A 13,127-nucleotide genomic window follows, 5' to 3' on the forward strand; every position below is an offset into this window, starting at 1 on the left:
TTCCTCCGGGGCGCGAGGACGGTGTTCGGAGGCTGCTGCACGGACGTTTCTGTCCGGGGACTCCCAGCTTGTACGGAAAGAGGGCCGCGCGTCCCGGAAGCCCGGCGATCAGTACCCGAAAGTGGGTACGGCCGTGGGGGGAAAACGCGTTGGGAGGTGGCCGTGCGCGCTAACGTCGGTCGGGTGGTTGACGCGTGGATGATCGACGTGCCCGGTGAGCGGGTGCTGGTGCGCGAACTCGGCCCGGCGGACGAGGGGCCGCTGCTCACGCTGTTCGACGAGTGCGAGGACTGGTTCGTGGCGGCGACGGGGCTGCCGTCGGGGCCGGGTGATGTGCAGAGCCTGTTCTACGCGCTGCCGGAGGGCGCTGACCCGGACGACAAGGTGCTGCTGGTCGTGGAGCGGGACGGGGTGGTGGCGGGCGTGGTGGACGCCGTGCGGAACCATCCGGAGCCCGGGGCGGTGGCGGTGGGCCTGTTCCTGCTGGCGCCCTGGGCGCGCGGGCGGGGCCTCGGCCGGGCCGTGGCCGCCTCCCTGCTGGCCCGCGCCGAGGGCGCCTCGGTGGTGACGGCCACGGTCCCGCCCGGCTGGCGTTCCGGCGAAGCCTTCCTGCGCAGGCTCGGCTTCACCCTGACCTCCGACGCCGCGCCCCGCCCCGCCGACGCCGACCGCCGACCGAACCCGCGCGACGGATCCCTACGGCGGGCGACACTGCGACCCGCCGAGGCCTGGTGACGACACCGACCGGCACTACGGCCCGCCCAGGGCCGGTTCGGGGGACGGCAGCACCGGCCCGCCTGAGGCCGGTTCGGGCGGCGGGCGGTACTACGGCCCGCTAAGCCCGAATCGAGTGGCGGGGCGGTATTACGGCGCGCCCGGGGCCGGTTCGGGTAGGCGGCAGCACCGGCCCGCCCAAGGCCGACTCGGGCGGTCGGGCGGTACTACGGCCCGTAGAGGGCCGACTCGGGCGGCGGGGCGGTGCTGTCGGGGCCGGTGAGGGAGGGATCCGGTGGCGGGTTGCCGTGTGGCGGGGTGCGGTGGGGGCGGCTGGGTTCACCGAGTCGGCAGCGGCAGCCGCACCCCGGGTCGCCGGCCTACGCTCCTTGGGTCTGCCTCTCCTTCGTGTCCTCTCCCTGCTGCCCTTGCTCTCCCTGCTGCCCCTGCTCGCCGCGTACGCGGAGGGCGCGGGCGAGGTCGTCGAGGCGGTCGGCGAGGGTGCGGCGCAGGGCCGGGGTGAGGTCGGCGTCGCGCAGGCAGGCCTCGCCGAGGCGCAGGTTCTCGGCGTCCACGGCGTGCGCCGGGAAGGCCCAGCGGCCGGCGGCGACGGCGATGGCGGGGCCGCGGCGGGCGGCGAGCGCGACGGCGTCCTCGTAGAAGCGCGGCACGTACGCGCGTACCAGTTCGGCCTGTTCGGGCTGCCAGAAGCCCTGCGCGGTGGCCGTGAAGAGGTAGTTGGACAGGTCGTCGCCGGCGAACATCGCCGCCCAGGCGGCCCGCTTGGCCTCCGGTTCGGGCAGGGCGGCACGGCAGCGGGCGGCGCCCTCCTGGCCGGCGGCGCTCGGGTCGCGCTCCAGCTCGGCGGCGATGGCGGCCTCGTCGGTGGCGCCGAGCACCGCGAGCCGGCCGAGGATCCGCCAGCGCAGCTCGGGGTCGAGTTCCGGCCCGCCGGGGACCGTGCCGTCGGCGAGCCAGGCGGCGATGGTGTCGGGGTGGGCGGCCACGCCGATCAGGTGCCGGACGGCGATCAGGCGCAGGCCCGGGTGGTCGCCGTCCTCGGTGCGGCGCAGCAGGTCGCGGCAGAGGGAGGTGAGCGTGGCCAGGGCGGCCGGGCGGTCCTCGGCCCGCAGGTACTGGTCGGCGATCTGCCCGGCGGCGAAGGCGAGGACGCCCTGGGCGACGGCCAGGTCGGTCTCGCGCGGGAGGTGGGCGCGGGCCGTCTCGAGGTAGGCGGTGGGCGGGAGTTCGCCGTCGCGCACGGCGTCCCTGAGGGCGTTCCAGACGATCGCGCGGGTGAGCGGGTCGGGCAGGCCGGACAGGCTGGAGCGCAACGCCTCGAAGGAGCCGTCGTCGAAGCGGACCTTGGCGTAGGTGAGGTCGCCGTCGTTGAGCAGCAGCAGCGCGGGGCGCTTGCCGATGGGCCGCGGGGCGCTCTGCGGGACGTCGAGGCCGAGGCGCTCGCGCAGCACCAGCCGGCCCTCGTCGGCGACGTCGTGGTCGTACAGGCCGGCGGTGAGGCGGTGCGGGCGGCTGCCCGCGCGGTCGACGGTCAGCGTGCAGGTGCCGTCGGCGGAGGCGATCACGGGCGTGAGCGTGTCGACACCGGTGGTGCGCAGCCAGTCGTCGGCCCAGGCGTGCACGTCGCGGTCGGTGGCCGAGGCGAGGGAGTCGATGAAGTCGGCGAGGGTGGCGTTGCCGAACTTGTGCCGCGCGAAGTGGGTGTTGATACCGGCGAGGAAGTCCTTCTCACCGAGCCAGGCGGCCAGCTGGCGCAGCGCGGAGGCGCCCTTGGCGTAGGAGATGCCGTCGAAGTTGAGCAGCGCGGAGGCGGTGTCGTCGACGGCTTCGGGGGCGACCGGGTGGGTGGTGGGCCGCTGGTCGGCGTCGTAGCCCCAGGCCTTGCGGGTGACGCCGAACTCGGTCCAGGGGTCGGTGAACCGGGTGGCCTCCGCGGTGGTCTGGTAACCCATGTACTCGGCGAAGGACTCGTTCAGCCAGATGTCGTCCCACCACTTCAGGGTGACGAGGTCGCCGAACCACATGTGGGCCATCTCGTGCGCGATGACCATGGCGCGGGTCTGCCGCTCGGTGTCGGTGACGGCGGAGCGGTAGACGAAGTCGTCGCGGAAGGTGACCAGACCCGGGTTCTCCATGGCGCCCGCGTTGAACTCGGGGACGAACGCCTGGTCGTAGGAGTCGAAGGGGTACGGCTCGTCGAACTTCTCGTGGTAGCGGTCGAAGCACGCGCGCGTGACGTCGAGGATCTCGTCGGCGTCGGTGTCGAGGTACGGCGCGAGGGAGCGGCGGCAGTGGATGCCGAAGGGCAGTCCGCGGTGCTCGGTGCGCACCGAGTGCCAGGGGCCCGCGGCGACGGCGGCGAGGTAGGTGGAGATCAGCGGGGTGGGTGCGGCCTGCCAGACGCCGTCGCCGCGCCGCTCGGTGATGCCGTTGGCGAGGACGGTCCAGTCCTCGGGCGCCTTCACGGAGATCTCGAAGACGGCCTTCAGGTCGGGCTGGTCGAAGGCGGCGAAGACCCGCTGGACGTCGTCCATGAACATCTGCGTGTAGACGTACGTCTCGCCGTCGCTGGGGTCGGTGAAGCGGTGCATGCCCTCGCCGGTGCGGGAGTAGCGCATGACCGCGTCGACGTGCAGCTCGTGCTCGCCCGCGGTGAGGTTCTTCAGCGGCAGCCGGTTCTCGTGCAGCGTCTCCGCGTCGAGGGGCTGCCCGTCGAGCGTGACCGCGCGCAGCTCGGCGGGCTTGAGCTCGACGAACGTGTCCCCGTCGGACCGTGCGGTGAACCGGATCGCGGTGCGGGAGCCGAAGGTCTCCTCACCGGTGGTGAGGTCCAGTTCGACCGCGTAGCGGTGGACGTCGAGGAACTGTGCTCGGAGCTGCGCCTCATCGCGCGTGAGTACGGACATGCAGGCCATGCTGCCTGATGGGACCGGCAGCGCACAGGGGCGGACCGGTACAAGGCTTATGTCCGGTGTGCGCCCCCGCCTCCCGGGGGAGCCGTCCGTGGCTCAGCGCCCGTTGGTGTCCTCGGCGATGCGCTCGTGGTGACGGATCACCTCGGCGATGATGAAGTTCAGGAACTTCTCGGCGAACGCCGGGTCGAGCTTGGCGTTCTCGGCGAGGCTGCGCAGCCGCTCGATCTGCCGGGCCTCGCGCGCCGGGTCGGCGGGCGGCAGCTGGTGCACCGCCTTGAGCCTGCCGACCTGCTGGGTGGCCTTGAAACGCTCGGCGAGCATGTGGACGACGGCCGCGTCGATGTTGTCGATGCTGTCGCGCAGCCGCTCCAGTTCCTGGCGGACCTCGGGGTCCACGGCACCGCTATGGGTGTTGCTGGTGGTCATGGGCGCCCACCCTATGCGGTCGCCGGGTCCCGCCTACGGGGTGTCCGGAGAGTGGATCATCGGCGGATCGCCGGGGTCGGGAACACGGTCGCTCCAGCCGCCGGGGACACTGCGGCCCTGCTGGGCGCGGAAGCGGACGGGGGGGGAGGCCGACGCGGCGGGTGAACAGCCGGGAGAAGTAGGCGGGGTCGTCGTAGCCGACGCGGCGGGCCACGGCCGCGACGGGCAGCTCGGTGGCGGCGAGGAGTTCCTTGGCGCGGCCGAGGCGGATGCCGAGGAGGTAGTCCTTGGGGCTGCAGCCGGCGGCCCGGCGGACCGCGCCGCGCAGTTCCGCGGTGGTCATCCCGTGCCGGGCGGCGTGGTCGGCGACGCTCATCGGGGTGCAGGCGTCCCGGGCCAGCGCCTCGAGCACCTGGTCGCCGTCGGGGGCGAGGTCGGCGCGGGCGCGGCGCAGGGCGACGAGGAGTTCGTGCACGGCGGCCCCGGTCTCCACCTCCAGCAGTGGGTTGCCGCGGCGGGCGGCGCGGGCGATACGGGCGACGACCGCGCGCGGGGCGGAGGCGTCGGAGAGCGGGACGACGGGCCGTCCGGGTTCGATGTAGCCGAGTTCGGTGTATGTGGGGGTGGCGGGCCCGGCGAAGTCGACGAAGCCCTCGTCCCAGCCGGTGTCCGGATCGGGCGCGTAGTGGTGGGGCACGCCGGGGGTGAGCCAGAGGAGGGCGGGCGCGGTGACGGTCGTACGGCGACCGTCGGCGCCCTGGTACCAGCCGCCGCCCGAGCTGATCACGACGGCCACGTGGTGGTCGAGGGTGCGTGGGCCGACCGTGGGCAGCGCGCCGTGCTGGAGGCCGACCCCGAGGCAGACCAGGCCGAGGCGGTGGTGGGCGGGGCCGGGGCTGAAGAACCGCATCCAGGTGTGGTACATCGCTGCTCCTCCCGGCGTCGGCGGCGGCGGACTTTTGTCCAAGCAGCGCCGATCTTCGTCCATGGCGCGGGGGCGCCGCCAGGGGTGAGCCTGGGCGCACGAGCGAGTTCAGGGGCCGGGAGCGGGCGCATGAGTGAGGGCGGGGCCGGGCGCGTCGTGCGCGAGGCCGGGGGCGGGGGCGGGCGGATGAGTGAGTTCACGGTGGGGGAAGCGGACTTCCTGCTGGACGGGCGGCCGGTACGGCTGCTGTCCGGGGCGCTGCACTACTTCCGGGTGCACGAGGCGCAGTGGGGGCACCGGCTGGCGATGCTGCGGGCGATGGGCCTGAACTGCGTGGAGACGTACGTCCCCTGGAACCTGCACCAGCCGGGCCCGGGGCGCTTCCGGGACGTGCGGGCGATCGGCCGGTTCCTGGACGCGGTCCGTGAGGCCGGCCTGTGGGCGATCATGCGGCCGGGCCCCTACATCTGCGCCGAGTGGGAGAACGGCGGGCTCCCGGCGTGGCTGACGGGCGAGCTGGGCACACGCGCGCGTACCCGCGACGAACGCTATCTGTTCCATGTCCGCAACTGGTTCCGCCATCTGCTGCACGAGATCGTGCCCCGGCAGATCGGCCGCGGCGGCCCGGTCCTCATGGTGCAGGTGGAGAACGAGTACGGCAGCTACGGCAGCGACACCGGCTACCTGACGGAGCTGGCCGTGCTGCTGCGCGCCGAAGGGGTCACCGTCCCGCTGTTCACCTCGGACGGCCCCGAGGACCACATGCTGACCGGCGGCTCGCTGCCGGGTGTGCTCGCCACGGTCAACTTCGGCTCCCACGCGCGCGTGGCCTTCGAGACCCTGCGCCGCCACCGCCCCGGTGGCCCGCTGATGTGCATGGAGTTCTGGTGCGGCTGGTTCGACCACTGGGCCGGCGAGCACGTCGTACGGGACCCCGGCGAGGCCGCCGAGGCGCTGCGGGAGATCCTGGAGTGCGGGGCCTCGGTGAACCTCTACATGGCGCACGGCGGCACGAGTTTCGGGGGCTGGGCGGGCGCCAACCGGGGCGGCGGCGAGCTGCACGAGGGGCCGCTGGAGCCGGACGTGACGTCGTACGACTACGACGCGCCGGTGGACGAGTACGGCCGCCCGACGGAGAAGTTCTGGCGCTTCCGCGAGGTGCTGGCCGAGTACCGCACCGGCCCGCTCCCCGGACTGCCGCCGCGACCCGCCCCCTTGGATGCTCCGGCCGAGGCCGCGCTCACCGGATGGGCACCCCTGGGTGACGTGCTGGAGGCACTGGGCGGTGCGGGGACCGTGACCCCGATGCCGCCCTCCTTCGAGGATCTCGGGGTCACCCGGGGACTCGTGCGCTACACGGTGGAGGTGCCGGGGCCGCGGCGGCCGTACCCGCTGACCGTGCGCGGGCTGCGGGACCTCGCGACGGTGTACGTGGACGGCGAGCGGGCCGGGGTGCTCACCGAGGAGGAGCCGCGGCTGAAGGAGCCGGTCGCGGGCCCCGCGCGCGTGGAGTTGTGGGTGGAGTCCCTGGGGAGGGTGAACTACGGGCCCCGCTCCGGCGAGGCGAAGGGCGTCACCGGCGGCATCCTGCACGAGCGGCAGTACCTGCACGGGGTACGCGCGCGTGGACTGGACCTGGACGCGTTCGCCGGCGGTGTCGATCCGGTGCCCTTCCGTGCGCTGCCCGAGGAGGGCGCCCCGGGGCTGTACCGGGGCACGCTCACCGTCCGCGGGGCCGGGGACGCCCGGCTCGACCTGCCCGGCTGGACGCGCGGCTTCGCCTGGATCAACGGCTTCGGACTGGGCCGCTACTGGTCGGTCGGCCCCCAGCGGTCCCTGTACGTCCCCGGGCCGGTGCTGCGCGAGGGCGAGAACGAGCTGTGGCTGCTGGAGCTGCAGGAGACCGACCCGAACCGGCCGGCGCCCCGCCTGCTGCCCGTGTGACCGGCCGCCCGCCCCCGCACACCGGCCGCGTGCCCCGCCTACAGTGGAGAGGAGTTCCGGCGTCTTTGGGGGTGCGGACGTGGCGAACGGCGGACCGGTCCAGCACGGCTTCCCGCATCTGGAGACGGTGCGGGCCGCCGTCACGGCGCTGTACAAACGGCTGTCCTACGACACCGTCCAGACGTTCTCGACCAGCGTGGCCCCCGCCGACGTGGCGTTCTGCGACATCGACGACCTGCATCTGGGCGCGCAGCGGGTGGCCCGCGAGATCGTGCGGCACTTCCGGCTGCCGGACGCGCGGCTGATCGTCGGCTTCCGGGAGATGACGCACGCGGCGAACGTCGAACTGACGGCGGGCCCCGAGTACTTCGTCGAACTGAACGACCGCTTCCGCACCCATCGCCGGGACATCGGCGCCGCGCTCGCGCACGAGATCGCCCACGTCTACCTGCACCGCATGGACCTCGTCTTCCCCACCACGGCGGAGAACGAGATCCTCACGGACACGGTGACGACCTATCTGGGAGCGGGCTGGCTGCTGCTGGACGCCTTCCGTGAGGACGCGGTCTCCTCCCAGAAGCTCGGCTACCTCACCCCGGAGGAGTTCGGCTACGTCCTGGCCAAGCGGGCGCTGCTCTTCCAGGAGGACCCCTCCGTGTGGTTCACCAGCCCGCAGGCCTACACCGCCTACACCAAGGGCATGGCCCGGGCCCGCCGGGACGAGGAGCAGCCGCCGCTGACCGCGGCCGGCTGGGCGGGGCGGCGCCGGTACGCCCACGACCGCCGGCACATCTCCGGCGTCCAGCCGACAGCCCCCTACGCCTTCACCCCCGACCCCTCCGGCCACCTCCGCGTCTCCTTCCCCTGCCCGACCTGCCACCAGCGGATCAGGGTGCCTGTACGGGGGCGCGTCCGCGCGCGGTGCGGGCTGTGCCGGACGGTACTGGAGTGCGACACGTAGCCTCACGGCACCTGGCCGGAGGCTCCGCCCCCAGCCCCCGTCCTTGCCTGCCCCACCTGACTCGGCCAACCGGAAGGCCCAGGTCCAGCCTCGGCAGACCGGAACACGCGGGGCCGGGCTCGGTCGGGCTGGAGACGGGCGCCGCTGCCCTCGGGACGGATGCCGCTCGGCTTGGAGACGGGCACCACTCAGCCTGAAGACGCACCCCGCCGGCCTGGGCACGCACCCCGCTCGACCTTGGGACCGAAGCCGCTCGGCCAGGGGACGCACCCCGCTCGGCCTCGGCACGCACCCCGCTCGATCCTGGCGCACGCACCCCGCTCGGCCGGGCGCACGCCCCCCGTCCCGCCTCGCTCCTTCAGCCGGCCGAGTCGGACGGCCGGGTGGGCAAGGGGGCCGAGGGCGGAGGACAAGGGGCCCGGGGGGCGGAGACCCCCAGGGGTCCGGGGATCAGCCGAGGTGGTCCGAGACCGCCCGCCGAGGAAGCGCCGCACACAGCACCCCGCACACCACGAACGCTCCCACAACCCACGGCATCGCCTCGGCCAGCGCCCCGCTCAGCCCCTCCCCCACGGCCCCGAAGAACACCGTGCCGACCACCGCCGCCCCCAGCGCTCCCCCGAACTGCTGGGCCGTGGAGAAGATCCCGGACGCGCCACCCGCCAACTCCCCCGGTACGGCCGACAGCACCACGTTCACCAGCGGGACCACCAGCAAACCGAGCCCCGCCCCGGCGATCACCAGCCCCGGTACCAACGGCCACGCCCCCGTGTGCTCGGCGGCCGCACCGTCGACCACGGCCCACACCCAGCCGAAGCCGCCCGCCATCATCAGCGCCCCGGCACCGAGCACCAGCCGCCCGTACCTGACGGCGAGCCCGTCCGCGGCGGGCGCGGTGAGGAAACCACCGACCGAGAACGCGACCGTCACCAGCCCGGCCTGCATCGGCGTGTACCCCTCGCCGCCCTGCAGCCAGACCGCGAAGACAAGGAAGAAGCCCTGCAGACCGACGGAGAACAGCAGCTGGACCAGCACACCGACCGAGAACGCCGGGAGCCCGAAGGCGCGCGCCGGCAGCAGCGGCACGGTCCCGGGCCGGTGCCGGCGGGCCTCGTACACCCCGAGGCCGACCACGGCCACCGCGCCCGCCGCGAGGCACACCCAGCCCCACACCGGCCAGCCGTTCTGCCGACCCTGCACCAGCGGCAGCACGATCGCGACCAGTCCGCCGGCCAGGACCAGGCTGCCCCGTACGTCCGGCCGGCCCGCCGACCGTTCCCGCGTGGCCGGCACCAGCAGCAGCCCGCCCACGAACGTCGCGATCGAGACCGGCACGTTCACCAGGAACACCGAACGCCATCCCCAGCCGAACAGATCGGCGTCGGTGAGCACCCCGCCGAGCAGCAGCCCGATCGCGGAGGCGAACCCGGCGACGGCGCCGTACAGCCCGAAGGCGGCCCCGCGTTCCTTGCCCTGGAAGAGGGTGCGGAAGGAGCCGATCACCTGCGGCACCAGCACCGCCGCCAGGACGCCCTGGACCGCGCGGGCGGCGGTCAGCTGCCCTGGTGACTGCGCGATTCCGCACGCCAGACTGGCCAGCCCGAAGCCCACGGTGCCGGTGAGGAAGAGGGGGCGGCGGCCGATGCGGTCGCCGAGGTGGCCGGAGACGATCAGCGCGGCGGCGAAGCCGAGCAGGTAGGCGGAGACGACCCACTGCAGGTCGCTCGCGGAGGCGTGCAGGTCGCGGCTGATGGACGGCACCGCCACGTTGACGATCGTGCCGTCCAGCAGATCCATCAGTGCCGCGATCATCATCACGACGGCGGCGGCCCAGCGGCGCGGATGGGGTTCCGCGAGGGTCGACGGGCTCGGGGTGGCGGTCGTGGACATGAGTGGTCTCCTCGGCTCGGATTTATTTCGTTCGCCCTAACGAAAGACTTCCATCGACGCCGCGTCGACCGCAAGTCTTTAGTTCGACCGAACGAAATTTTTGTTAGCCTTGGCCCATGACCAAGGGAGACGAGAAGCCGGGCGAGGCGGCGCGCGCCGAGGTCCTGGGGCAGCTCATGGAGGTGGGACGGGCCCACAGCGCCGTGACGGTGATGTTCCACTCGGCCGTGGCCGCCAAGCAGGGGCTGAACGCGACGGAGGAGAAGACCCTCGACTACCTCCAGCGCAAGGGTCCGCTCACCGCCAAGGACCTCGCCGAGCTGACCGGGCTCGCCCCCGCCTCCGTCACCGGCCTGCTCGACCGGCTCGAGTCCAAGGGCTTCGTCCGCAGGGTCAAGCACCCGACGGACAAGCGCCGGGTGGTGGTCGAACTGAACCAGGAGAAGCTCGCCGAACTGGCCGGCTTCTTCGAGGACTGGGCGCGGGACATCGTCGAGGCCTGCGAGGAGTTCAGCACGGAGGAACTTCGCACCGTGGTGCGTTTCCTGTCGGTGATGAGCGAACGGCAGCACGCGGCAGCGACCCGCCTCACCCGCTGACCCGCACACCCGCACATCCGCCGACCGGCATGACCGAAGGCCCGTGCGCTGCGCACGGCGTGGGGGAAGCCCGAGGAGTGCCGGGACCTGTTTCTCGCGGAGGCCGTCAGACCCGGCCGAGTCCTACGATGCCCGCGGCGCGCGCGGCCGTCAGCCAGCTGGGGAACTCACCGACGAGACGGTCGTACAGCTCGTCGTCGGTGACCCGTCGCGGGTCCCGGCCGGCGTGGAAGAAGCCGGCGTTGTCCACGATCCGCTTGCCGGGCACCGCCAGCTCGTCCAGTCGGCGCAGGAACTCGAACTGCCGGCTGCCCGGGTCGCCGAAGCCGACGAACTGCCAGAACAGTGGCAGTTTCGCCGCCTTGCACAGGTAGCGTTCGGCGGCGAGCTTGTTGATCGGGCCGCCGTCGGTCTGGAAGACGACCAGGGCGGGGTCGGTGGCGCCGCTGTCGAGGTAGTGGTCGATGACGGCGTCCATCGCCAGGTGGTAGCTGGTCTTGCCCATGTGCCCCAGTCCGGCGGCGATCCGCCCGATGCGGCCCTCGTGACCGTCGAGGGCGATGTCGGTGACCGCGTCGACGTCGGTGGAGAAGAACACCACCGGCACCCGGCCGTCGTCGTCCAGGTGCGCCGACAGACCCAGCACCCGGTCGGCGAGGGCCTGCACGCTGCCGTCGGCGTAGTACGGCTTCATCGAGCCGGAGTAGTCGACCACGAGGTAGACGGCGGTCCGCAGCCCGTCCAGGCCGTGCTTGCGCAGGGACACCCCGGCCGAGCGGTAGGCGCCGACGAGCGCGGGTGCGGCTTCCTCCACCTTGCGCAGACTGATCGCTGCCATGGTCCCCCCTGGGCTGTCCGGGGGCCGAGCCTACGTGATCACGGGCCCTGCGGTCGCTGCTGTCACCGTGGTTGGATATTTTGTTCGCTGCCGCCCCCACCGGCTCTTCCCGTCCCCTTTTCTTTCTTCCGAGGAGCCGGCCGTGGCCGCCGAGTCCGCCGTGACCACCTGCTTCCGCCATCCGCAGGTGGCGTCGTACGTCCGCTGCACCCGCTGCGAGCGTTACATCTGCCCGTCCTGCATGCGTGAGGCGGCGGTCGGCCACCAGTGCGTGGAGTGCGTGAAGGAGGGTGCGCGCACGGTCCGGCAGGCGCGGACCGCGTTCGGCGGCCGGATCAGCGCGGTGCCTCTGGTGACGTACGTGCTGATCGGGCTGAACGTGCTGGCCTATCTGGCCGAGTTGGCGCGCCCGTCGGTCGAGTACCGCTTCGACATGCTCGGCACGGTGCCCGCGGGCCACCTCCCGGAGGGCGTCGCGCACGGCGAGTGGTACCGGCTGCTGACCGGCGCGTTCCTGCATCTGACGCCCGGCGAGGGCACGTTCGGCATCACGCACGTCCTGTTCAACATGATCGTGCTGTGGAACATCGGCCGAGTGGTCGAGGCCCAACTGGGCCGGGTCCGCTATCTCGCCCTGTACCTGCTGGCGGCGCTGGGCGGCTCGGTGCTGGTCCTGCTGGTGGCTCCGGAGACCCGCACGGTCGGCGCGTCCGGTGCGCTCTTCGGACTGAGCGCCGCCTACTGGGTCATGGGCCGTCGCCTCGGCCACGACATGCGGGCCGTCAACCAGTACATGGGCGGTCTGCTGCTGTGGCTGGTGATCTCCGCGTGGCTGACCTCCTGGCAGGCCCACCTCGGCGGCCTGCTGGCGGGCGGAGCCGTGACGCTGGCGTACGCGTACGCGCCCCGGGACGGCCGGCGCGTGCCGGTCCAGGCGGGGGTGTGCGTGGCGCTGACGGCTGCGCTGCTGGTCCTCGCCTGGGTCAAGGTGTCGGGTCTCACGGGAGGTGCGGCCGCATGAGGAGAGCCGGAATCCTGCTGTTCGCGGCCGTGCCGGTGGTGGTCGCGGGCGTGCTGTACGCCGTCGGTCCCGGCCAGTCGGGTTCCGCGGACGGGGGCAAGGACGTCTCGGCGGGCCGCGAGGCGCGGTCGGGGGACGACGAGGTCATCGCCGACGCCCCGCCGGGGCTGGCCGCGCCCGCGAAGAAGGAACTGGCGCAGCGGCTCGTGGCGAGCGCCGAGAACTCGACGCTGGACTGGCGGTCCGCCTACGGGTACATCGAGGACATCGGCGACGGGCAGGGCTACACCGCCGGCATCATCGGTTTCTGCACCGGCACCCATGATCTGCTCACCCTCGTGGAGCGCTACACCGAGGCCCACCCGGACAACGGCCTGGCGAGGTACCTGCCCGCCCTGCGCGAGGTCGACGGCACGGACTCGCACGAGGGCCTGGACCCGGGGTTCACCGCGGCCTGGAAGGCGGAGGCGAAGCTGCCGGCGTTCCGTGCGGCGCAGGACGAGGAGCGCGACCGCGTCTACTTCGACCCGGCCGTCCGGCTCGCCAAGCTCGACGGGCTGGGCACGCTGGGCCAGTTCGTGTACTACGACGCGATGGTCTTCCACGGGCCCGGCACCAGCCCCACCGGCTTCTACGGCCTGCGCGAGCGCGCCCTGAAGCAGGCCGACACCCCCTCCGACGGCGGCAGCGAGAAGCACTACCTCGACGTCTTCCTGGACATCCGCCGCAAGGCCATGAAGAGCAAGAGGGCCACCCTCGACACCTCCCGCATCGACACGGCCCAGCGCCGGTTCCTCCACGACGGGAACCTGGACCTGCGCACGCCGCTGGAGTGGCAGGTGTACGGGGAGACGTACAAGGTGCCCTAGGGCC

General features: G+C 73.0%; 10 protein-coding genes and 1 pseudogene. 6 read left to right on the forward strand and 5 right to left on the reverse strand.

Features of this window, described 5'->3' with window-relative positions:
- The first annotated feature begins 183 nt into the window (after positions 1-183).
- Positions 184-735 carry a GNAT family N-acetyltransferase gene (locus tag ACGFRF_RS19220; protein ID WP_393741350.1) on the forward strand — a complete coding sequence of 184 codons (552 nt, stop codon included), beginning with the start codon at positions 184-186 and terminating at the stop codon, positions 733-735.
- A 359-nt stretch (positions 736-1,094) separates the two neighbouring features.
- Here ACGFRF_RS19220 and pepN read toward each other — a convergent pair whose 3' ends face one another.
- The 3 genes and pseudogenes from pepN to ACGFRF_RS19235 all read right to left on the reverse strand — a co-directional run bounded on the left by pepN (position 1,095) and on the right by ACGFRF_RS19235 (position 5,001).
- Positions 1,095-3,641 carry an aminopeptidase N gene (gene pepN / locus ACGFRF_RS19225; RefSeq protein WP_393741352.1) on the reverse strand — a complete coding sequence of 849 codons (2,547 nt, stop codon included), beginning with the start codon at positions 3,639-3,641 and terminating at the stop codon, positions 1,095-1,097.
- A gap of 102 nt (positions 3,642-3,743) precedes the next feature.
- On the reverse strand, positions 3,744-4,076 hold the full coding sequence (locus tag ACGFRF_RS19230; protein WP_393741354.1) for a chorismate mutase: 333 nt from the start codon (positions 4,074-4,076) through the stop codon (positions 3,744-3,746).
- A gap of 33 nt (positions 4,077-4,109) precedes the next feature.
- Positions 4,110-5,001: pseudogene (locus ACGFRF_RS19235) on the reverse strand (AraC family transcriptional regulator).
- 186 nt (positions 5,002-5,187) lie between these two features.
- On the opposite strand from ACGFRF_RS19235, the gene ACGFRF_RS19240 reads away from it, so the two are divergent.
- On the forward strand, positions 5,188-6,945 hold the full coding sequence (locus ACGFRF_RS19240; protein WP_393741539.1) for a beta-galactosidase family protein: 1,758 nt from the start codon (positions 5,188-5,190) through the stop codon (positions 6,943-6,945).
- A gap of 79 nt (positions 6,946-7,024) precedes the next feature.
- Positions 7,025-7,906: a hypothetical protein gene (locus ACGFRF_RS19245; protein ID WP_393741356.1), complete on the forward strand. Its 882-nt coding sequence runs from the start codon at positions 7,025-7,027 to the stop codon at positions 7,904-7,906.
- A gap of 450 nt (positions 7,907-8,356) precedes the next feature.
- On the opposite strand, the gene ACGFRF_RS19250 is transcribed toward ACGFRF_RS19245, so the two are convergent.
- Positions 8,357-9,796, reverse strand: a complete 1,440-nt coding sequence (locus ACGFRF_RS19250; protein ID WP_393741357.1) for an MFS transporter — start codon at positions 9,794-9,796, stop codon at positions 8,357-8,359.
- A gap of 116 nt (positions 9,797-9,912) precedes the next feature.
- On the opposite strand from ACGFRF_RS19250, the gene ACGFRF_RS19255 reads away from it, so the two are divergent.
- A complete protein-coding gene (locus tag ACGFRF_RS19255) occupies positions 9,913-10,395 on the forward strand; it encodes a MarR family winged helix-turn-helix transcriptional regulator (protein ID WP_393741359.1) in 483 nt (160 codons plus the stop codon).
- Between the two features lie 106 nt (positions 10,396-10,501).
- On the opposite strand, the gene ACGFRF_RS19260 is transcribed toward ACGFRF_RS19255, so the two are convergent.
- A complete protein-coding gene (locus tag ACGFRF_RS19260; RefSeq protein WP_393741361.1) occupies positions 10,502-11,233 on the reverse strand; it encodes a VWA domain-containing protein in 732 nt (243 codons plus the stop codon).
- Between the two features lie 142 nt (positions 11,234-11,375).
- On the opposite strand from ACGFRF_RS19260, the gene ACGFRF_RS19265 reads away from it, so the two are divergent.
- Together ACGFRF_RS19265 and ACGFRF_RS19270 are read left to right on the forward strand one after the other, a co-directional pair.
- Complete coding sequence (locus ACGFRF_RS19265) at positions 11,376-12,254, forward strand: rhomboid family intramembrane serine protease (protein ID WP_393741362.1); 879 nt, start codon at positions 11,376-11,378, stop codon at positions 12,252-12,254.
- Positions 12,251-13,123, forward strand: a complete 873-nt coding sequence (locus ACGFRF_RS19270) for a chitosanase (protein WP_393741364.1) — start codon at positions 12,251-12,253, stop codon at positions 13,121-13,123. The genes ACGFRF_RS19265 and ACGFRF_RS19270 overlap by 4 nt, the downstream gene beginning before the upstream one ends.
- Positions 13,124-13,127: the final 4 nt, after the last annotated feature.

Origin of the sequence: Streptomyces sp. NPDC048521, from assembly GCF_043199855.1 — a bacterium.
In the GTDB taxonomy this organism is placed as follows: domain Bacteria; phylum Actinomycetota; class Actinomycetes; order Streptomycetales; family Streptomycetaceae; genus Streptomyces.

Coding starts and splice junctions, on each gene's coding strand:
- ACGFRF_RS19270 (WP_393741364.1), top strand. CDS start 12,251: ATGAGGAGAGCCGGAATCCTGCTGTTCGCGGCCGTGCCGGTGGTGGTC.
- ACGFRF_RS19250 (WP_393741357.1), bottom strand. CDS start 9,796: ATGTCCACGACCGCCACCCCGAGCCCGTCGACCCTCGCGGAACCCCAT.
- ACGFRF_RS19255 (WP_393741359.1), top strand. CDS start 9,913: ATGACCAAGGGAGACGAGAAGCCGGGCGAGGCGGCGCGCGCCGAGGTC.
- ACGFRF_RS19260 (WP_393741361.1), bottom strand. CDS start 11,233: ATGGCAGCGATCAGTCTGCGCAAGGTGGAGGAAGCCGCACCCGCGCTC.
- ACGFRF_RS19230 (WP_393741354.1), bottom strand. CDS start 4,076: ATGACCACCAGCAACACCCATAGCGGTGCCGTGGACCCCGAGGTCCGC.
- pepN (WP_393741352.1), bottom strand. CDS start 3,641: ATGTCCGTACTCACGCGCGATGAGGCGCAGCTCCGAGCACAGTTCCTC.
- ACGFRF_RS19240 (WP_393741539.1), top strand. CDS start 5,188: ATGAGTGAGTTCACGGTGGGGGAAGCGGACTTCCTGCTGGACGGGCGG.